Origin of the sequence: Sphaerochaeta sp. (genome assembly GCF_050178175.1) — a bacterium.
In the GTDB taxonomy this organism is placed as follows: Bacteria; Spirochaetota; Spirochaetia; order Sphaerochaetales; family Sphaerochaetaceae; genus Sphaerochaeta.
In genome coordinates, this window is the sequence record NZ_JBFXGH010000035.1 from 1 (window position 1) to 19,763 (window position 19,763).

A 19,763-nucleotide genomic window follows, 5' to 3' on the forward strand; every position below is an offset into this window, starting at 1 on the left:
GTCTTTCGGTACGAGGGCGCAAGGCCTCGATCGACTGGGGTGAGAAATCAGCGGTATAGACTGTCACATCCTTCGGAACATCGATCAGGACAGGGCCAGGCCTGCCATCCTGAGCAATCCTGAAGGCCGTGCGTATGGTCTCAGCCAAGTCAGCTACATCCTTCACGATGAAGTTGTGCTTGGTGATCGGCATGGTGATGCCGGTTATATCCACTTCCTGGAAACTGTCCTTGCCCAGAAGGGGAACGGTCACATTACCGGTGAAAGCAACGATTGGGACACTGTCCATGTAGGCAGTGGCAATACCGGTTACAAGGTTTGTCGCTCCAGGCCCGCTGGTTGCCATACATACCCCGACCTTTCCTGTGCTGCGGGCATACCCATCTGCAGCATGGGCAGCACCCTGCTCATGGCTTGTCAGGATATGGCGGATCCGGCTTTGATTCTGATAGAGGGCATCGTACAGGGGCAATACTGATCCCCCGGGAAAGCCAAAAACGGTATCCACGCCCTGTTCAATCAGACATTCTATGATAATTTGTGCTCCAGTCATCTGCATGGTAGATTCTCCTCTTTGTGTATCATTTCTTGAAGACAGCCCCGGTGGAAGCACTGGTTACCTGCTTGGCATAACGGGCCAAATACCCTGTGGTAATTGGCGGCTCCTTACAGACCCACTGCTTCTTCCGTTCAAGAAGCGTCTTCTCATCGACCAGCAAGCTGAGCTCACCCTTTGGTATATCAATGCTGATCATATCACCTTCCTGGACGAGGGAGATCGGTCCTCCCTCCGCAGCCTCCGGGCTGACATGTCCGATGGAAGCCCCCCGGGTGGCGCCACTGAAGCGGCCATCGGTGATCAAGGCAACATCCTTGTCCAGGTTCATACCGGCAATGGCACTGGTGGGACTGAGCATCTCACGCATACCCGGGCCTCCCTTCGGCCCCTCATAGCGGATAACAATGACGTCCCCTGCCTTGATCTCTCCGGCAAAGATTGCCTTGATGGTATCCTCTTCGCTGTCAAAGACTCTTGCTGGTCCTTTGTGCACCAACATTTTCTCATCAACAGCACTCCTCTTCACCACTGCCCCATCGGGAGCAAGGTTTCCCCTGAGTACGGCAATCCCACCGGTCTTGCTGAACGGATTGTCGATGGGGCGGATGACCTCATGGTTGTAGATGGGTGCTGCACTATAGAGTTCACCTATGGTCTTTATGCTAACGGTTGGCAAGTCTGCATTGAGCAATCCTGCCTCTCCCAGCTCTCGCATCACTGCAAGCACACCACCGGCCTCATGGAGATTCTCGATGTGGTCAGGGCCAACGGGAGCAAGATGACAAAGATTGGGAACCTTTGCAGCAATATCATTCGCCATGAATATATCCAGGTCAACACCAGCCTCATGGGCTATTGCCGGCAAATGGAGCATGGTGTTGGTACTGCAACCCAAGGCCATATCCACGGCCATCGCATTTGCAAACGCTTCCTTGGTCATGATATCCAGGGGACGGATGTTCTTTTTCAACAATTCCATAATCTGGTAACCAGCTTCCTTGGCAAGCCTGTCCCGTGCGCTGTAGACAGCAGGTATAGTCCCATTTCCAGGAAGTCCCATTCCAATGGCCTCGGTAAGGCAGTTCATGCTGTTGGCGGTGAACATACCACTACAAGAACCACAGGTCGGGCAGGCATTGTTCTCATAGGAGAGCAACTCTTCCTCGCTGATCAAGCCAGCGGCAAAACTGCCCACCTTCTCGAACATGACCGAGAGGCTCGTTCCACAGGAGCTGTCACCGGGAATCTTACCGGCAAGCATCGGCCCACCCGAGACAAAAATGGAGGGGATGTTGATCCTGGCCGCTGCCATCAACATTCCAGGGACAATCTTGTCACAGTTCGGGACGAATACCAGAGCATCAAAAGGATGGGCTGTTGCCATGATTTCGATGGAATCAGCGATGACCTCACGGCTTGCCAGAGAGTACTTCATCCCTGTATGACCCATTGCAATACCATCACATACCCCAATGACAGGGAACGAGACAGGGTTTCCCCCAGCTTGACGTACCCCGCTCTTTACAGCATTGACAATCCTATCCAGGTGAATATGTCCAGGGATGATCTCATTTGCCCCGTTCACGATACCGATGATCGGCATGTGGATTTCACGATCCGTCCATCCCAATGCCTTCATCAGTGACCGGTGGGGGGCCCGGTCGGTTCCCTCGGTCATCTGTGCTGAACGTCTCTTGCTTTCGTCCATAGTATCCTCCTCCCTTTACAGGGCATGGGCTATCAAGTCACCCATTTCACTCGTACCGACCTTTTTCATCCCGTCGGTGTATATATCTGCTGTGCGGTACCCTTCATCCAACACCGCGCTGACTGCCTTCTCGATTGCATCAGCCTCTTCAGAGAGGGAGAAGCTGTAACGCAACATCATGGCTACCGAAAGAATTGTTGCAATCGGGTTGGCCAGGTCCTTACCTGCAATATCTGGTGCACTGCCGTGTATCGGCTCGTACATGCCAAACCCATCCTCAGCCAAGGAGGCGGATGGGAGCATCCCGATGGAACCGGTGATCTGGCTCGCCTCATCACTGAGAATATCCCCAAACATGTTCGAGGTCACAATCACATCGAACTGACGGGGGTTACGCACCAACTGCATTGCTGCATTATCGACATACATGTGGCTTACCTCGACCTCGGGGTACTCGTTTTGCACCCTTTGCACGACCTCTCTCCAGAGCTGGCTGGAATTGAGGATGTTAGCCTTGTCCACACTGCATAGGCGCTTTGAACGCTTCTGGGCAATCTCAAAACCCTTTCGGACGATCCGCTCAATCTCCACTACTGTATAGGCCATGGTATCATAGGCACGGTCCTCAGTGCGACCACGCTCACCGAAGTAGATACCACCGGTGAGTTCACGAACCACCATGATGTCCAGTCCATCACCGATGATCTCGCTCTTCAGGGGACAGGCATCAGCGAGTTGCTTGTAAAGGATTGCAGGACGTAGGTTGCAGAACAACCCCATGCCTCCACGCAAGCCGAGCAGGGCTTTCTCTGGTCTGAGGTGGGAAGGAAGGGTATCCCACTTCGGCCCACCAACGGCCCCAAGGAGCACCCCGTCACTCTGCTTGCAACCCTCAAGGGTGGCATCAGGGAGGGGAATCCCTACATTGTCGAGAGCCACACCACCAGCATCATAGCCTCTGGTGGTGAACTCATGGGAGAATTTCCTTGCGACCGCGCTTAGGACTTTCACGCCCTCTCTTACGATATCTGGTCCGATCCCATCGCCGGGAACGAGTGCGATATGCTTCCTCATGCCTTGCCTCCCCCTTTTGCGATGTAACCGGCAAGTCCACCACTTGCGATCAGGTCCTGCATAAAGGGAGGGAAGGGCTCACTATGGAACACATCCCCTGTGCTCTCATTGGTGATGGTACCAGTGGCGAAATCGACACTGACCACATCACCGGCCTTGATCCCATCACAAGCCTCAGGGCATTCAAGGATGGGGAGCCCGATATTGATTGCGTTGCGGTAGAAGATCCTTGCAAAGGTCCTTGCGATTACGCAACTGATCCCACTCTCCTTGATGGCGATGGGAGCATGCTCACGGCTAGAACCACAACCGAAATTCTTGTCAGCTACCATGATATCGCCCTCTTTCACCTGTTTGATGAAATCCTGGTCGATATCCTCCATACAGTGGGAGGCCAACTCCTTGTGATTGGAGGTATTGAGATACCTCGCTGGGATGATTACATCGGTATCGACGTTGTCCCCATATCGAAAAACCGTTCCTCTGGCTTGCATCTTACTCCTCCATTACCTTTGCAGGATCGGCAATGTATCCTGCGATCGCACTTGCAGCGGCAACCGCCGGACTGGCAAGATAGACTTCACTCTTCACATGACCCATTCTTCCCACAAAGTTACGGTTGGTGGTACTCACCGCGCGCTCACCTTCTGCAAGCACCCCCATATGACCGCCGAGGCAGGGACCACAGGTGGGAGTGGAGACAGCACAGCCGCTATCGATGAAGATATCAAAGAGCCCCTCATGCATTGCCTGCTTCCATATTTCCTGTGTTGCAGGGAAGACCAGGGTGCGAACATGCTTCGCAATCTTTTTGCCCTTGAGTATGGCTGCTGCCTGCCTCAAGTCACTGATATGTCCATTGGTGCAGCTTCCGATGACCACCTGGTCAATTCTCACCTCACCGACTTCATCAATGGTCCTGGTGTTGGACGGCAGGTGGGGGAAGCTTACGGTACTTTTCACAGCGCCCAGGTCGATGTTGATCACCTGCTCATACTCAGCATCACCATCTGCTTCGTAGATGACAGGTTCCTTCGGACAGTGCTCTTTCAAGTACGCCAGGGTTACATCATCCACGGGGAAGATCCCGTTCTTGGCACCGGCCTCGATGGCCATGTTTGCAATGGTGAAACGATCATCGATGGTGAGGTTCTTCACCCCTTCCCCACAGAACTCCATACTCTGGTAAAGTGCACCATCCACCCCGATCATCCCAATGATGTGGAGGATCAGGTCCTTTCCACTCACGTAAGGTCCAAACGAACCGGTAAGATTGAACTTGATGGCGGTCGGCACCTTGAACCAAGCTTGGCCGGTAGCCATACCGCAAGCCATGTCAGTGGAACCAACCCCAGTGGAGAATGCGCCCAAGGCACCATAGGTACAGGTATGACTATCCGCCCCGATGATTACATCTCCTGCCCCGACCAATCCTTTCTCTGGAAGCAAGGCATGCTCAATACCCATCTGGCCTACATCAAAATAGTTGGTGATCTCATGGTCGTGTGCGAAACAACGCAGTGCCTTGCACTGCTCTGCTGCCTTGATATCCTTGTTCGGGGAGAAGTGGTCTGGGACAAGGGCAACCTTATCCTTGTCAAATACCGTCTCCTTGCCGAATTTCCCAAATTCGTTGATGGCAACTGGAGCAGTGATGTCGTTGCCCAGTACCATATCCAGGTCCGCCATGATCAACTGTCCAGCGCGTACGCTCTCCAGCTTGGCGTGGTGGGCCAGGATTTTCTGTGTCATTGTCATACCCATGGGGTGTCTCCTTCCTTCATTCATCCGAGGGCTCAATTCCCTCGGCAATCAATTTATACTCGATACTATCACGCAAGGCAAACCAGCTGGCCTCGATGATGTCCTTGCTGACCCCGATGGTGGTCCAACTCTCGTTTCCATCGGTGGACTCAATAAGAACCCTTACCTTACTGGCAGTTGCTCCTGCCGAGTCCAGGACCCGCACCTTGTAGTCGGTCAAGTGCACACGCTTGAGGGTTGGATAGAATTGTTCAAGGACCTTTCTCAGTGCCCGGTCCAAGGCATTGACCGGACCTTCGCCCTCTGCGGCAGTGATGGCACTCTCACCCCCTACCTTTACCTTGACAACCGCGGCATGGGTTGCGTCGCTGAGTGGGTCCGCATAGGGGCTGCTGCCGATGGTCTGGTAGTGCACCAGTGAGAAATAGGGCTTATACATCTTCAGGTGTCGTCTGATCACCAAATCAAAGCTGCTCTCGGCTCCTTCAAACTGGTAGCCCTCTGCCTCAAGTTGCTTGAGCTCATCCATCAAGCACACCGTAACAGGATCGTCCTTATCAAGATCGGGCATCACACGGGCGATTCGCTTGAGCATCAAGGCCCTTCCGGCCACTTCACTCATCAGGAGCCTTCGTTCATTGCCCACCTGCAAAGGATCGATATGCTCGAAGGAAAGAGGATTCTTCTGTACCCCATCGATGTGCATGCCCCCTTTATGGGCAAAAGCACTCTTACCGATGAAGGGAGCTCCGCCGCTGATGCGGACATTAGCAATCTCAGCAACCTGCCGGCTGATTACCGTCAGTTGTTCGAGACTCTCTCCACAGAGACAATCCACACCAAGCTTTGTTCCAAGAATTCCTGCCACAGTTGCAAGGTTTGCATTCCCGCAACGCTCACCGAAACCAAGCAAGGTTCCCTGTACCTGTATGGCACCGGATTCAACGGCAGCTAGGGAGCTGGCAACGCCACAGCCAATATCATCGTGTGCATGGATCCCTATGGGGATTCCAGGGAAAGCCGCTGCAGTCTCAGCGGTGATGCGCGCAACTTCACTGGGAATCATGCCACCACGGGTCTCACAGAGCACCAGGGTGGAGGCTCCCCCGTCCAGGGCAGCCTGCAAGGTTGCCTTTGCATACTCGCTGTCATCGAGATATCCATCGTAGTAGTGCTCAGCATCAAAGAACACTTCACTTCCGCTCTCAGTAATGAACTGTATGCTGTCACGGATCATCGCAAGGTTCTCTTCAGGAGTGGTGCGGATCACATCAGTGACATGGAGCTTCCAGCTCTTGCCGAAGATGGATACCACCTTGGTTTTCACACTGGCTAGGTTTTTCAGATTGGGATCGTCAGCTGTCGTGCTGTTCTTTCTCCGCGTGGAACCAAAGGCGACCAAGGTTGCATGGGAGAGGGAGAGATGCCCGGCGCGGCGGAAGAACTCCAGGTCCTTGGGATTCGATCCAGGATTACCTGCTTCAATGTAGGCAACTCCCAGTGAATCCAGGGCCTTCACAATCTTCAGCTTATCCTCCACAGAGAAGCTGATCCCCTCCCCTTGGCTCCCATCACGGAGGGTTGAGTCAAATAAATCTATCTTATGCATCACCTCGGTCTTACTCCTTATCTGAGTGGGAACGCAACATGTCGTTCTCAAAGCTTGGTGAAGTGGTGGGTTTGAGCGACCCCCCACCCGAGATCGAGGATGCTTCATCCAGCATACGATTCACTGCAGCAAGACAGCTGAGGATTGATGCTTCGATGACGTCGGTGCTTACACCACGTCCACGGTACATCCCATGACCATCGGAGATCTTTACATGGACTTCCCCAAGTGCATCCCGGTGCTCGGTGACTGCCTGCAGACTGTAATCCTCCAGACTGAAGGGATGACGGATAATCTTCTCCACTGCCCTGAGTGCTGCATAGACAGGACCGGTACCCAGTGCAACTTCCTGGTAGGTCTTCTCCCCTTTTCGCAGGGTGACACAGGCGGTACTGGTCATCATATTACCACTGTTGACCACAAAACGCTCCAGCTCCCAGATAACAGGGCTACTCTGACTGGAAGTCTCCACCAATGCGATAAGATCACGATCAGTGATGGTTTTCTTTCGGTCTGCAAGATTCTTGAATTCTGAGAAGAGTTCCTTTACCTTTTCCTTGCCTAACGCATAGCCAAGGTCAATGAGGCGCTTCTCGAATGCATGCTGCCCGCTGTGCTTGCCCAAGACAAGGCTGGTAGTCATCACCCCTACACTCTCCGGGGTCATGATCTCATAGGTCAAGCTGTTTGCCATCATGCCATGCTGGTGGATACCGCTCTCATGGGCAAACGCATTTGCACCTACAATTGCCTTGGAAGGGTTCGGTTTGACACCGGTAATCTGGGAGAGCAGACGACTTGAACGGGCTATCTCCTCAGTGCGTACCTGATAGGAGAATGGGTAGTCATCATTTCTGGTCCTGATGGCCATCACCAACTCTTCAACAGCCGCATTGCCTGCTCTCTCGCCGATACCACAGACGGTACACTCTGCCTGACGTGCCCCGGCCTTCAGTCCTGCAAGGCTATTGGCAACCGCAAGGCCCAGATCATTGTGACAGTGGACCGCAAGGATGGCCTTGTCCACATTGGGGACCTTGTTCATGACGGTGGAAACCATACGGGTCATGTCATCGGGGGTTGCATACCCGACGGTATCCGGCAGGTTGACTACACTTGCCCCTGCCTTGATCACTTCCTCAACAACCTTGCACATGTAGTCAAGATCGGTCCTTGTTGCATCCTCCAGTGAGAACTCTACATTGTCGGTAAGGTTACGAGCAAACCTCACCATGGCGGCGGAACGCTTCAAGGCATCCTCACGGCTCATCTTCAGCTTGAACTTCAGATGGAGGTCGCTGGTTGCCAGAAAGGTGTGTATCCTGGGTCTTCTTGCGTGCTTCACCGCTTCCCAGGCTACCTCAATATCTCTTTCCAAGGCTCTTGACAGGGAGGCGACGGTAACGTCCTTCACCTCCTTGCTGATAGCCTGGACGCTGGCAAAGTCACCAGGAGACGCTATGGCAAACCCGGCTTCCAGGATATCCACACCAAGGGCCTCTAGTTGTAGGGCCATGCGAATTTTCTCTTCCAGGTTCATGCTGTATCCAGGAGCCTGTTCGCCGTCTCTCAATGTGGTATCAAAGATATAAATTCTGTCCTTTTCCATAGTGTCCTTCCCGGTAATATCAAGCGTTTTGGTTTTCTTACTTTTTCAGCCAGCTCATCAGTGAGCGCAGTTTTTCACCTGTTTTCTCCAAGAGGCTTTCCTTCTCGATGCGCTTCCTTGCATTGAAGTAGGGTCGGCCCACCTGGTTCTCCAGCAGCCAGTTGCGGGCAAATGTCCCTTCCTGGATGTCTGTAAGGATCTGTTTCATGGATTTCTTGGTCTCATCAGTGATGATCTTTGGACCGGTTGTATAATCCCCGTACTCAGCGGTATCACTGATTGAGTAACGCATGTAAGAGAGCCCGCCCTGGTTGATCAAGTCAACAATCAGCTTCATCTCATGGCAACATTCGAAGTATGCCATCTCAGGCTGGTAGCCTGCTTCCACCAAGGTGTCGAATCCAGCCTTGATCAGGGCGGTTACACCACCACAAAGCACAGCCTGCTCCCCAAAGAGGTCGGTTTCTGTCTCTTCCTTGAATGTGGTTTCAAAGATACCTGCACGACCTGCACCAAGACCCTTTGCATAGGCAAGTGCCACATCCTTGGAATCACCACTGGGGTCCTGGTTGATTGCAATCAGGGAAGGAACACCCTTGCCCTCCTGGAACTGGGTACGGACCGTGTGTCCAGGACCCTTGGGTGCGATCATGATGACGTTCACGTCAGAAGGAGGTGCAATCTGTCCAAAGTGGATATTGAATCCATGTGCAAATGCGAGGTATTTGCCTGCAGTCAGATTTTTCTCGATGCTGTCATGGTAAATCCTTGCCTGCCTCTCATCCGGCAACAACATCATGATGACCTGGGCCATGGCACTTGCTTCCTCAGCGGTTGCAACCTGCAAGCCTGCTTCCTCAGCAATCTTCCAGCTCTTGGACCCCTTGTAAAGACCTACGACAACATCCACCCCACTTTCATGCAGGTTCAATGCGTGTGCATGGCCTTGGCTGCCATATCCGATGATGGCAACTTTCTTGCCGTCTAGAACTGAAAGATCTGCCTGTGAATCATAATACATCGTGCTCATTACTTCCTATCCTCCGTTGTGGTTCGCACCGTTTGGTGCGTTGGTATGCTTGCTTATTCTTCATCTTCTTCATCCTCGCTGTAACTGATCGAGCTCAGCGCCCTTGCCCCCCTCTCCAGGGCGGTAATACCGGTCCTGGCCATCTCCACAATCCCGAATGGGGCCATCAAATCCAAGAATGACTGAATCTTGTCAAGACTTCCGGTCAACTCAAGGGTTATCGTAGAAGAGGTGACATCGTTGATCTTTGCCTTGAAAATCTCAGCAAGTTCAATGACCTGGGAGCGGTCTTCATGCTCGGTGGAGACCTTGGCCATTACCAGCTCACGCTGAAGGCTCTTTTCCCCTACCATTTCATAGACCCGCTTCACATCATACAGCTTGCCGACCTGCTTCTTGATCTGTTCAACAACCGGACGGTCTCCACTGACCACGATGGTGATACGGCTGACTTTCTCATTTTCGGTCTCGCCAACTGAGAGGCTGTCAATGTTGTAGCCTCTACGACTGAACAGCGATACAACGCGCATGAGTACACCAGGGTGGTTATTAACCAGAATTGCCAGTGTGTAACGTTTTTCTTTGGTATTCATCTAAGATTTCACTCCTTCGTATGATATTTGGGTATAAGCGATTGCTCCCCGGTACTTCGGGGGCTTCCATCCACGGTCCATGCAACCAGCGATTGCAGCCGTGGTCAGAGAATAATTAGGCTTACTACAATAAGAAGGGAAATGAGGAAAAGAAGGGGGAAGAGTGTTAGAATGAGACGCGTCAGGACTAGAAGCAAGGAAGGGTCAGAAAAAGAAGTGGTGTCACACATAGAACTACAGGAACTTGTATAGCCCTGCGTCTTCCGATTCCTTGCAAATGGGCGGTGCTGCTGCACCTGCATAGTGAACGCGTTCACGGTACTCTCCTCAAGAACAGCCTAGTATGCTGTTTCTTGTTTGTATCGCTCTTTTACGATGCTTGTCAACCCTGCTATTCATAAAACAGTATGTTTATGCAATAAAAATTCGTTTCACTTTACAATATTGCTTCCCTTTCTGATTGCCGATACACTGCTTCCATGGAATTCACCTGGGGCAATCAGCACAAGACCAACCTATTCACACTGCTCTTTCTCTACTTTCTTATTGTCCTCATTGTCCCGTTGGGACTGTTCTCTGCCTATTATGCACTTGCTGGAAATACGAATCAAGAACGGTATCTGATGAGACAGGCAATGAATATGACCACTCATGATGCGAGTACCATTGCCCAAGCCATTGAGTCATACCGCCATAAAGCATACCAACTCTCCACCAACCCCTTGGTTGTGGAAATACTCAAGGCAGATTCCCTTGCATCAGAATCGCCACAAAGCCGTGAGCTGTATGAACTGCTGTTTACCGTCATGCATGGAGATATCTATCTTGCCAGCGCCAACCTTGTCAGCAACAGCGGGAAGGTCAGGGTCTCCACCCATGTATTTCCCGAGGTGTACGACCTACGCTACCAGGGCAATGACTGGGATATGGCCTCCATCATCAACCAGAACAGCCAAGTCTCCCCTACTGCAAGTCTTATCAGCATCCAGAGCCATAGAATAGCGGAGAACGGGAAGCAGGTTGTTGCTTCCATCCTTCGTCGTGTCTATGACCATGGGGGGACAAACCTTGGTTATCTTGTAGTGGACCTGTATGCAGATGCTCTCTTCCCCCAGGTAAACAGTGATCTTGTCCTCACTGACATGCTGCTGGTCGACACCAAGTCGTTCTATGCCACCAGTCTTGTCCATCCTGAGCGGTTTGGTTCCTTCGACCGTTTCCCTGCGCTCAAAACCCTTGACGGTGATTACACTCCCCGCTCATTTCCCTCTGACACTTCCATCATTGCCATCTCACCAATAGGGGAAACCGGCCTCCATCTGGTGGGATCACTCAGCAGCGCTCCCTTCTTCCAGAGCATGGAGAACTGGCTTTCAGCATTCAGTACCACCATGATTATCGGGGTGGTCCTTGCCTTGGGACTCTCCTATTTCTTCTCGCGCTCCATCGCCCGCCCGATCAGGAATCTTGCCAAGCAGATGAGGGAGGTGGAACAAGGGGAACTGAAGCATCGGGAAGTCAGTAGTGCGATACGTGAATTCAGCCAGCTGGAACACTCATACAATGTCATGATTGAACAGATCATCAGCCTCCTCGACCTTACCCGTGAAGAGCAGGCTAAACTGAGTGAAGCGGAAAGAAAGGCTCTTGAGAGCCAGATGAATCCCCATTTCCTCTTCAATACCCTCAATACGATCAAGGCACTCGCCCGTCTCCATGGAGAGAAGGACATCTATACCATTACTGTCAAGCTGGGAAAACTGCTTCGTTCCTCAATCGACAACAGGGAGAGTGAGGCTACCCTCGAACAGAGCATGGCCCTCATCGAGTCCTATCTCACCATCCAGAAGTTACGATTTGCTGACAAGCTGACCACCGAGGTCTACCTGGATCCCAGCTGCAAGCATATAAAAACCCCAAAGCTCATCATCCAGCCGTTGGTTGAGAATGCAATCATCCATGGATTGGAACCGAAGGTGGGAAGCTGGAACCTCAGTGTCCGTGTAGAAAGAACAGGAGAGAGAATATCCATCACGGTAGGTGATGATGGAGTCGGATTTCCTCCTGATCGCTTGCCTCGGGACCTTGACGAACTTGCCAACTCACCACACGTTGGTGTATACAATGTATATAGAAGATTATTTCTCAAATATGGAAGGAAACTGCACTTCTCCCTGAAATCGAAAGAGGGTGAAGGGACTTGGGCAACCATCTCCTTCCCGGACGAAGAAGCAATAAAGGAAGAGATGCAATGAGTTACACTGTTGTGTTCGTAGAAGATGAGCAGATCGTCCGTGAGGAGATTGTCTCCTCGATTCGATGGGACCTCCTCGGTCTGGAGTTGGTAGGCACCGCCTCTGACGGACTGAGCGGAGAGCACCTGATCAAGGAAAAGGAGCCCGATATCGTCATCACAGACATTCGCCTCCCTGCCCAGGATGGACTTACCATGCTCAGCAACTGTCCTGTGAACCATGCCATCATCCTCACCGGCCATGCCGACTTTTCCTATATGAAGAGTGCCATCCGCCTTGGGGTATTCGACTACCTGCTCAAACCGATCGATGATGAGGAGCTGGAGGAGACACTCGCATCCTTGGTGAGAAAATTACAGGAAGAGGATCGTGAATATGAAGACCTGAAGAAAAAGGGACACTCAAGGAGTGAGCTCATACCACTTCCCAAGCAAGCTGGAAACCATGTGATAAACGCAACCATCGCCTATATTGCAGCGACTTACTCAGAGCCGGTGGGTCTCCAGGAGGCAGCAGCCTACCTCGATCTCTCAGAAAGTCATCTCAGCCGCCTCTTCAAGGAGGTCACCGGTCTGAACTTCCTGCAGTATCTCAATGCATACAGGATAAACCAGGCGGCCATCATGATGAGGGACCCGACGTTGAATATCAGCGAAATTGCCACCAATTGCGGATTTCCGACCCCAGGTTACTTTGCAAAGATCTTCAAACGCTTTATCGGCAAGACCCCGACCCAGTTCAGGGATGAGGTAGATACCTTCTAAAGACCTTGGAGAGCCTCTCATCCTTTGTCCCTGTGGGGAGATCTGCATAGAGGAGGCTTGCAATGCCAAGGCTCCTGCTGTTCTGTATGTTGTCCTTCCTGTCGTCAATGAAGAAAACCTGCTCCACAGAGACTCCTTCTGCATCAAGGATGGCTTTATAGAACTGAAGCGATGGCTTGCTCAAACCCATCTCATGGGAGGCATAGGCTTTGTCGAACAATGCTAGTGCACCCATTTCCCCAAGTATTTCCCAATGGCTCAGGATGGTATTGCTTGCACATACCACCCGCTTCCCTTCTGAGCGCAATGATTGTATCAGGGAAACCACAGGGTCGTTGAATACCGGCTTGAATACATCGGCAAACGGATTGCCTTGGACAGGTATCCCAAAGACATGGGTAATATGCTGCCAGTACTGTTCTTCAGAGACCACACCTTCCATCAGGGGAAAATCGTAATGGAGATAATCCGCAATGAATGCTTGTTTCCCAATTCCCAAGAGGCGGGAAATCTTCCCAAGCATGGAGATGTTGTCCACTACCACATTGCCCATGTCGAAGAGGAAAAGCGTATGGTTGTTGCTGAGAACAGGGTCGCAAGTTGCCAGCAAGGTTTCAATCTGATCTGCTGCAAGGGGCCCTTCCCACTCGAGCACGCCCATTCCCTTCGCTCTGGCTGCCTCGCGTGCAACAGCAGATCGGCTTACAAAAAGGTATCGGGCGAAGGAATCCTTTGGGGGGATGGATACCAGATGGTCACCGAAAGATTCCAGTATCGGGAATTCTGCCTCCCCCTCTTTCAGATCGGTATAGAGAAAATCATACATACTCAACCCTTCCTTGACTCATAGACTGCCGACCCACCAATGAAATACTTGGTCAAGGACATGAACAGTACAAACATGGGGATCGATGCAAGCAGGGCTGCAGCCATCATGGCACCTTCATCGGTGTTACGCTCAAGCGCGAAGGAACTGATGTACTGTGGAATTGTCTTCATCTTCTCGCTCTGGCTCACCAAGAGCGGCCAGAGCAGATTGTCCCACTGACTACGGAAGGAGAGAATGGAAAGCGTTGCAATAACCGGCATACAGTTGGGAAGGACAATCCTCCAATAGATCCCGAACTCCCCCATCCCATCGACACGCGCAGCGTCAAGGAACTCTGTGGGGAACGTGGTAAGGTACTGGCGCATCTGGAAAACACCAAAGGCGCTTACCAGGAAGGGAAGAATCAAACCGGTATAGGTATTCTGGATCTTGAGCATCATGACAACCATGTAAAGCGGGATCATGATCGCCTCGAAAGGGATCATCATGGTGGCCATGATCATGATAAAGATGGTATTTCGCCCCCGGAACCGGAATTTCGCCAAACCATAACCGGTGAGGCTTGCGATCAGGACGGTGGAAATGGCAACCGTGACACTCACGAAAAGCGAGTTGGAGAGATTTCTGACAAAAATGAATGTCTGGTCATTTCCAGCAACTGCCTTGATGAAGTTCTCACCGTTGAAGGATTCTGGGATCCATGAGAATGGCATGCGCATGATCTGGGTCCGTTCCATCATGGATGCACTGATCATGAAGAGGATCGGAGTCAGGGTAAACAAAAGCATCAGGGCCAAGATCAGATAGGTGATGATGGTGCTGCCGTGTATTTTCTTGGATATCTGCTTCATCTAGTACTCCACCTGTTCACTTCTGGTCGTATTGAACTGCAACAAGGTAAGCAACAACATCAGGACAAAGAGTACGACACTCATCGCGCTTGCCCTGCCAAGGTATTGTTGCTGGATACCGGTTACATAGATATTGAATGTGATCACATTGATCGGGGCACGGGGCGCCCCGTTGGTGTACAGCATATACTGGGTGCTGAATGTCTTCAGGCACTGCAACATTGCCATGACAGAGACCAATACCACCGTAGGTTTGAGCAAGGGAAGCGTAATACGCCAGAACACCTGGTTCTTGCTTGCCCCATCAATGGTTGCAGCTTCATAGATGGTGGGGGGGATGGAAGCCAACCCGGTGATGAAGAGAATGACAAAATAGCCTATGTATTTCCAGAAGTATATAACCATGGTGGAGACCTGTTCCATGACTGGGTCCACAAGCCAACGGTGGTCGACTCCTGGGGTATTCATCAGAGCATTGACCCACTGGTTTCCCAATCCTCTTGGGTCAAAGATGATCATCCAGATGGTTGCTGCAACCACACTGGATAGGATTGCAGGGGTATAATATGCAATCTGCAGGAATTTCTGCGCCTTTCTGCTTCCCAGATTGCTGATCAATACAGCAAGCAACAGGCTGATGATAAGCAGGGGGATGAACGTACCGACGGTAAAGACCAATGTAGCCCTCAGGCTGTTGAGAAACGAAAGCTCACTGGCTGCCCTGCTGGGATCGAAGAGCCTGACGTAGTTTCCCAAGCCCAGGAAAGCCGGCGGTGCCTTGCTCAGTGCACGCTTATCGAAGAAACTGGTGTAAAATGCATTGATAATCGGATAAAAACTGAACAGGGAGAAAAAAAGCAGGGAGGGAACCACGAAGAAGAATCCCCACCGAGCCTGTTTTTTCTCGATGCCTCGGTATTTTTTCATACCCATGAAATACTCCTGAAGGGTGATGGTAAAGGATTCGGTCCTGCCGGAGGGCAGGACCGAGCATGGATTACTGTTCGTCGACAATCTCTTGAACAGCGGAACGGAGGGTTGCCAGTGCCTTCTGGGGACTGACACCACTGAGCATGACCGACTCAACCGCATAGCGGATCTGGGTCTGGATCTCTGCTGAGTTTGCTCCGTAGTAGATCATGTGGGAGCGTTCCATGTCATTGATGAACACATCGCTGTAGGGCATGTTCTTCAGTGTATCGCTTGCAAACAGTGCCTTGGTCGGCTGGATGATGTTTCCCCCACGGGTGAGGTAATCCTCCCCATGGCTGAGCAGGAATCCTGCCAACTTCCAAGCTGCCTTCTGCACATTGGGATCACTGTCCGCATTCACCATGAAGAAGTGACCATAGTAGCAAGATGCAACATCGCGAACGGCATCCTCGAACACAGGGTACGGGATCACCATCCACTCACCACTCGCAAAGAACTCAGGGTTGTCTTCGGCAATCCTTCCCTGCTGGTAAAGACCGCTGTGGGCCATTGCTATGTCATTGTTATCCAAATCAAACAATTTACGGGCATTCTTGTAGGTGGGGGAACCAAGATTACGTCCGGAGGGACCCCACTCCTGCATGTAGGTAAGTGCCTTGAGCCAGGCCTCATCACCTACAATGGCATGCTTGCCATCGCTGCTGATAAGCTCACCACCAAGCTGTTCAACCATGGGTACGAAGAACGTCAAATAGTAAGGATAGCGAAAGTCAAATCCTCGGCGGATGAGGATATCCCCGTCACGGATGACGAGCTTCTCTGACACATCAGCCATCTCCTCCCACGTCTTGGGATAATCGGTCTCAGGGTTGAGCCCAGCATCGCGGAAGATCTTCTTGTTCACATAGATTGCCCAGTTGGTCAGCTCCAAGGGCAGGCCATAGACCTCTCCATCGACGGTCACGGTATCCAGCACTCCATCCACATAGGTATCCAGCAGGTCTTCCTTGTCAGCATAGCCTGCTGCCTGGTAGTCGACCGGTGCAACACGGTTGTTGGAGATGTATGCATACTGGTTTTCAATCGGGAGATTGAACATATCGGGGCCTTGGTTAGCGGCAAATGCGGTCTGTACCAATTCAATCTGCTTTGCAGATGACTGGGTAGTCCTTACTACCGTGATGTTCGGGTTCTGTGCCATGAATGCGGCGATCAGTTCATTCTCCAACTCAGTTCGAGCTGGATCCTCATGCGTCCAATACTGCACCGTTACAGGTGCATTCTCATCTACGACAGCTTCCTTCCCACCTTGCGCAAACAAGGAGAATGGAATCAGCAGTGCGGCCATCAATGCCAGAGCAATTGATCTTTTCATGTGTGACCTCCTCAAGTCTTACTGCTTTCAGTGTAGATGGATGGGGAAAATACTCAAGAAAAAGGTTTTGCGTTTATAGGGACAGATTTGAGGGGATGGGAAGACGAACATCAAGATGGTGATAAAAATAGGTTGTGTTCCCGAAGAGTATTGAATCGCTACCCCGCACTGCACATCCCTTAATGCCGGCCTTGGGTTGCACCATTCCCCTGCCGGCAGCCTTTGCCAGCGTTCTGCCTTGCTCGTCCAAGCCCCTTGTATGGGTGGCTTTCCCTCTCCCATGGCGGTGATCTGTAGTCCAGTACGCAGGGCTTTGCATTTGCCTTCCCCCACTTTTCAGTTTACTCTACTTTGCAATTGTCCTTGGAGTTGTCCTGGATGTATGTCTCGTCTTCCTGCACCTGCCCGCTGAGCAGCAATCCATTCTTCCCGTTGGAGAGGGCATCCAGGATCTTGTGCCTCCAGAAGAATGCAGTGCTCAGTGCTATGCCGCACCTGCTGGCGGCATCCCGCAAGGGAAGTCGCAATGCAAATGCCTCCAGGTAGGTTTCCCAGGTCTCCTTGCTGTGTTTGCTCTTGTACCGCACCGACCCGGTGGTCTGCCCGAACGTGCGTCCGCACTCCTGGCAGAGGTACCGTTGCTTGCCCCTGACGAAGCCGTTGCGATACACATGGTTGCTGGAACAATGCGGGCAGCAGGGTGTTCCCTCATCGATCTGTGGGTCCTCGTTGAGGGGTGCTGGCGATTGCTCAACCAGGGCGATGATCCGTTGGAAATCCTCTTCTGGAAGATTCCTGAGCATTTCAGCCAATGCTTCAAGGCTGATGGATTCTTGGTTGTCGCTTAACATGTATTAAGTATACAGCAAGCTTCTCTCCACTTCAAGGGTATTTATCCCTATACCCCAAAAACAGAGCCTTATAAGAGGCCTTTTTTCACTGACCGCAGATAATTGGCCAGTTTCTCCATCGTCTCGCTGGAGATGTCGTGCTCGATCAGACAAGCATCCTGTTCGGCGATTACAGGGTCCACCCCCAATACTTCCTTGAAGAAATTGGTAAGGGTTTTGTGCCTGAAATAGACCTGGGAAGCTTTCAGCCTCCCCTTTTCCGTCAGGTGAATATCCCCATAGGTCTCCTGCTTCACATAACCGTCGGCGGAGAGTACCTTCATTGCACGGTTCACGCTTGGCTTCGAGACACCAAGACGAAGGGCGACATCGGTCGTCCTGACCTTTTCATGTTGTTCGCTGAGTGCCAAAACAGCCTCAAGATAATCTTCGCCTGACTTTTGCATGTCTAGATAGTATCATACATACAGAATTTTGTCATCGCAGATTATATATCTTGACACAGATGACTGATTATATATCTTGACACAGATGTTTGATATGACTAACTTATAGGAGAGGATGAAAACGATGCAAATGACGATGGACGAATTGACCGTAGGGCAGAAAGGGGCTGTAAAAGCAATACATGCCCCAAAACAGCTTAAGCGACGACTGATGGATATGGGATTCACTAAAGGTGTAGATATCGAGGTTGTCAAGCTGGCTCCGATGGGCGACCCCATCGAGGTATCCGTCCGAGGATACAATCTTTGCTTGAGAAGAGCAGAAGCACGCAAGATTGAACTGAGATAGTCTATGCAAACCATTGCCCTTATCGGGAATCCCAACTCAGGGAAGACCACACTGTTCAATGCATTGACAGGCACCAGCGGTTATGTGGGTAACTGGCCTGGGGTTACTGTGGAAAAGAAGGAAGGCATGATGGGCGGCCATATTATTGTGGACCTCCCCGGCATCTATTCACTCTCCCCTTACAGTCCAGAAGAAAAACTCTCACGGCGTTACATTCTTGATGAACAGCCGGATCTCATTATTGATGTCATTGATGCAACCAATCTGGAGCGGAGCCTTTACCTGGCCACCCAGCTTGCCGAGCTGGGTCGTCCTCTCCTGCTTGTACTTAATATGGCGGACCTTCTGGAAAAAGAAGGGATCAAGATTGATACCAAGCGTCTCAGCCAGATGACCGGATCCCCGGTGGTGATTGTCTCAGCGAGCAGGGGAACTGGAATCGACGAACTGAAAGAGGCAATCGAACAAAGCCTGAGTGAAAAGCATACAGCACTCTGCCCGCTCTTTTCCAACTTTATAGAACGCTATATCTCGCAAATCATCAAGGATGACTACCTTCATGCGATACCCAAAGGGAGGCCGGTGCGATGGGCGGCTATCAAGCTTATTGAAGAAGATGAACTCTTCCTCTCCTCCATGCCCCCCCTTCCCGAGGAGTTCAACGCCTATCTTACCAAGGTTCGTGCTGAGTTGGTTGCCCACTATGATGATGACCCAGAGGCCATCATCATCGACCAACGCTACAAGGTAGCCGAGCATATTGCCAAGGATTGTCAAATCAAGAAGCAGAAAGAGAAATCTTTCAATTTCGATTCCATTGCAACCAACAGAATAGCTGCCATACCGCTGTTCATACTGATCATGGGAGCAGTCTTTTACCTCTCCATTGGTCTGGTCGGAGGATACACTACCCCAATTCTGGAGAATCTCTTTGGATACCTTGGTTCCCAGGTATTTACATTGTCAGATACATTGGGAGTACACCCCCTGCTCTCAGGGATACTCGTGGACGGAATCATTGCAGGAGTTGGTGCGGTCCTGACCTTTGTTCCCCAGCTGTTTATGCTTTTTCTGCTTCTCTCGATCTTGGAAGATTGCGGGTATATGGCGCGGATTGCCTTTATCATGGACAGGATGATGCGAACCATGGGTCTTTCCGGCAAG

Annotated in this window: 20 protein-coding genes; 4 read left to right on the top strand and 16 right to left on the bottom strand. The window is 51.5% G+C overall.

Annotated features, from left to right (window positions below; translation table 11 throughout):
- The 9 genes from AB7S66_RS05805 to ilvN form a co-directional block, all read right to left on the bottom strand.
- A partial coding sequence (locus tag AB7S66_RS05805) for a thiamine pyrophosphate-binding protein (protein ID WP_428518513.1) occupies window positions 1-559 on the bottom strand: 559 nt, incomplete at its 3' end.
- 22 nt (window positions 560-581) lie between these two features.
- Window positions 582-2,267, bottom strand: a complete 1,686-nt coding sequence (ilvD, locus tag AB7S66_RS05810) for a dihydroxy-acid dehydratase (RefSeq protein WP_428518514.1) — start codon at window positions 2,265-2,267, stop codon at window positions 582-584.
- Window positions 2,268-2,282: 15 nt separating this feature from the next.
- Window positions 2,283-3,341, bottom strand: coding sequence for a 3-isopropylmalate dehydrogenase (gene leuB, locus AB7S66_RS05815; RefSeq protein WP_428518515.1), 1,059 nt, complete (start codon window positions 3,339-3,341; stop codon window positions 2,283-2,285).
- Window positions 3,338-3,835: a 3-isopropylmalate dehydratase small subunit gene (gene leuD / locus AB7S66_RS05820; protein ID WP_428518516.1), complete on the bottom strand. Its 498-nt coding sequence runs from the start codon at window positions 3,833-3,835 to the stop codon at window positions 3,338-3,340. Before leuD ends, leuB begins: the two co-directional genes overlap by 4 nt.
- Window position 3,836: 1 nt before the next feature.
- Window positions 3,837-5,105 carry a 3-isopropylmalate dehydratase large subunit gene (leuC, locus tag AB7S66_RS05825; RefSeq protein WP_428518517.1) on the bottom strand — a complete coding sequence of 423 codons (1,269 nt, stop codon included), beginning with the start codon at window positions 5,103-5,105 and terminating at the stop codon, window positions 3,837-3,839.
- A 16-nt stretch (window positions 5,106-5,121) separates the two neighbouring features.
- A complete protein-coding gene (cimA, locus tag AB7S66_RS05830) occupies window positions 5,122-6,714 on the bottom strand; it encodes a citramalate synthase (protein ID WP_428518518.1) in 1,593 nt (530 codons plus the stop codon).
- A gap of 10 nt (window positions 6,715-6,724) precedes the next feature.
- Window positions 6,725-8,323 (bottom strand): 2-isopropylmalate synthase, encoded by a 1,599-nt coding sequence (locus AB7S66_RS05835; RefSeq protein WP_428518519.1) that lies wholly within the window; start codon window positions 8,321-8,323, stop codon window positions 6,725-6,727.
- Between the two features lie 37 nt (window positions 8,324-8,360).
- The gene (gene ilvC, locus AB7S66_RS05840; protein ID WP_428518520.1) at window positions 8,361-9,353 is read right to left on the bottom strand and encodes a ketol-acid reductoisomerase; all 993 of its coding nucleotides are present in this window, start codon (window positions 9,351-9,353) and stop codon (window positions 8,361-8,363) included.
- A 53-nt stretch (window positions 9,354-9,406) separates the two neighbouring features.
- Window positions 9,407-9,946, bottom strand: coding sequence for an acetolactate synthase small subunit (gene ilvN / locus AB7S66_RS05845; RefSeq protein WP_428518521.1), 540 nt, complete (start codon window positions 9,944-9,946; stop codon window positions 9,407-9,409).
- A gap of 479 nt (window positions 9,947-10,425) precedes the next feature.
- Between ilvN and AB7S66_RS05850 the strand changes: the two genes are divergently transcribed.
- Window positions 10,426-12,201: a cache domain-containing sensor histidine kinase gene (locus AB7S66_RS05850; RefSeq protein ID WP_428518522.1), complete on the top strand. Its 1,776-nt coding sequence runs from the start codon at window positions 10,426-10,428 to the stop codon at window positions 12,199-12,201.
- Complete coding sequence (locus AB7S66_RS05855) at window positions 12,198-12,965, top strand: response regulator transcription factor (protein WP_428518523.1); 768 nt, start codon at window positions 12,198-12,200, stop codon at window positions 12,963-12,965. Before AB7S66_RS05850 ends, AB7S66_RS05855 begins: the two co-directional genes overlap by 4 nt.
- Here the strand turns inward: AB7S66_RS05855 and AB7S66_RS05860 are convergent.
- The 7 genes from AB7S66_RS05860 to AB7S66_RS05890 form a co-directional block, all read right to left on the bottom strand.
- On the bottom strand, window positions 12,940-13,791 hold the full coding sequence (locus AB7S66_RS05860; protein ID WP_428518524.1) for an HAD-IA family hydrolase: 852 nt from the start codon (window positions 13,789-13,791) through the stop codon (window positions 12,940-12,942). The genes AB7S66_RS05855 and AB7S66_RS05860 overlap by 26 nt on opposite strands.
- 2 nt (window positions 13,792-13,793) lie before the next feature.
- Entirely contained in the window at window positions 13,794-14,645 is an 852-nt protein-coding gene (locus tag AB7S66_RS05865) for a carbohydrate ABC transporter permease (protein WP_428518525.1), read from the bottom strand.
- Window positions 14,646-15,578, bottom strand: coding sequence for a carbohydrate ABC transporter permease (locus AB7S66_RS05870; protein WP_428518526.1), 933 nt, complete (start codon window positions 15,576-15,578; stop codon window positions 14,646-14,648). It abuts the gene before it with no gap.
- Window positions 15,579-15,642: 64 nt separating this feature from the next.
- Entirely contained in the window at window positions 15,643-16,953 is a 1,311-nt protein-coding gene (locus AB7S66_RS05875) for an extracellular solute-binding protein (protein ID WP_428518527.1), read from the bottom strand.
- Window positions 16,954-17,026: 73 nt separating this feature from the next.
- Window positions 17,027-17,272 (bottom strand): hypothetical protein, encoded by a 246-nt coding sequence (locus AB7S66_RS05880; protein ID WP_428518528.1) that lies wholly within the window; start codon window positions 17,270-17,272, stop codon window positions 17,027-17,029.
- A gap of 22 nt (window positions 17,273-17,294) precedes the next feature.
- Window positions 17,295-17,804 carry a transposase gene (locus tag AB7S66_RS05885; RefSeq protein WP_428518529.1) on the bottom strand — a complete coding sequence of 170 codons (510 nt, stop codon included), beginning with the start codon at window positions 17,802-17,804 and terminating at the stop codon, window positions 17,295-17,297.
- Between the two features lie 68 nt (window positions 17,805-17,872).
- The gene (locus AB7S66_RS05890) at window positions 17,873-18,250 is read right to left on the bottom strand and encodes a metal-dependent transcriptional regulator (protein ID WP_428518530.1); all 378 of its coding nucleotides are present in this window, start codon (window positions 18,248-18,250) and stop codon (window positions 17,873-17,875) included.
- A gap of 115 nt (window positions 18,251-18,365) precedes the next feature.
- Between AB7S66_RS05890 and AB7S66_RS05895 the strand changes: the two genes are divergently transcribed.
- Window positions 18,366-18,599 (top strand): FeoA family protein, encoded by a 234-nt coding sequence (locus AB7S66_RS05895; protein WP_428518531.1) that lies wholly within the window; start codon window positions 18,366-18,368, stop codon window positions 18,597-18,599.
- 3 nt (window positions 18,600-18,602) lie between these two features.
- Window positions 18,603-19,763: ferrous iron transport protein B (feoB, locus tag AB7S66_RS05900; RefSeq protein ID WP_428518532.1), on the top strand; the 1,161-nt coding region annotated here is incomplete at its 3' end.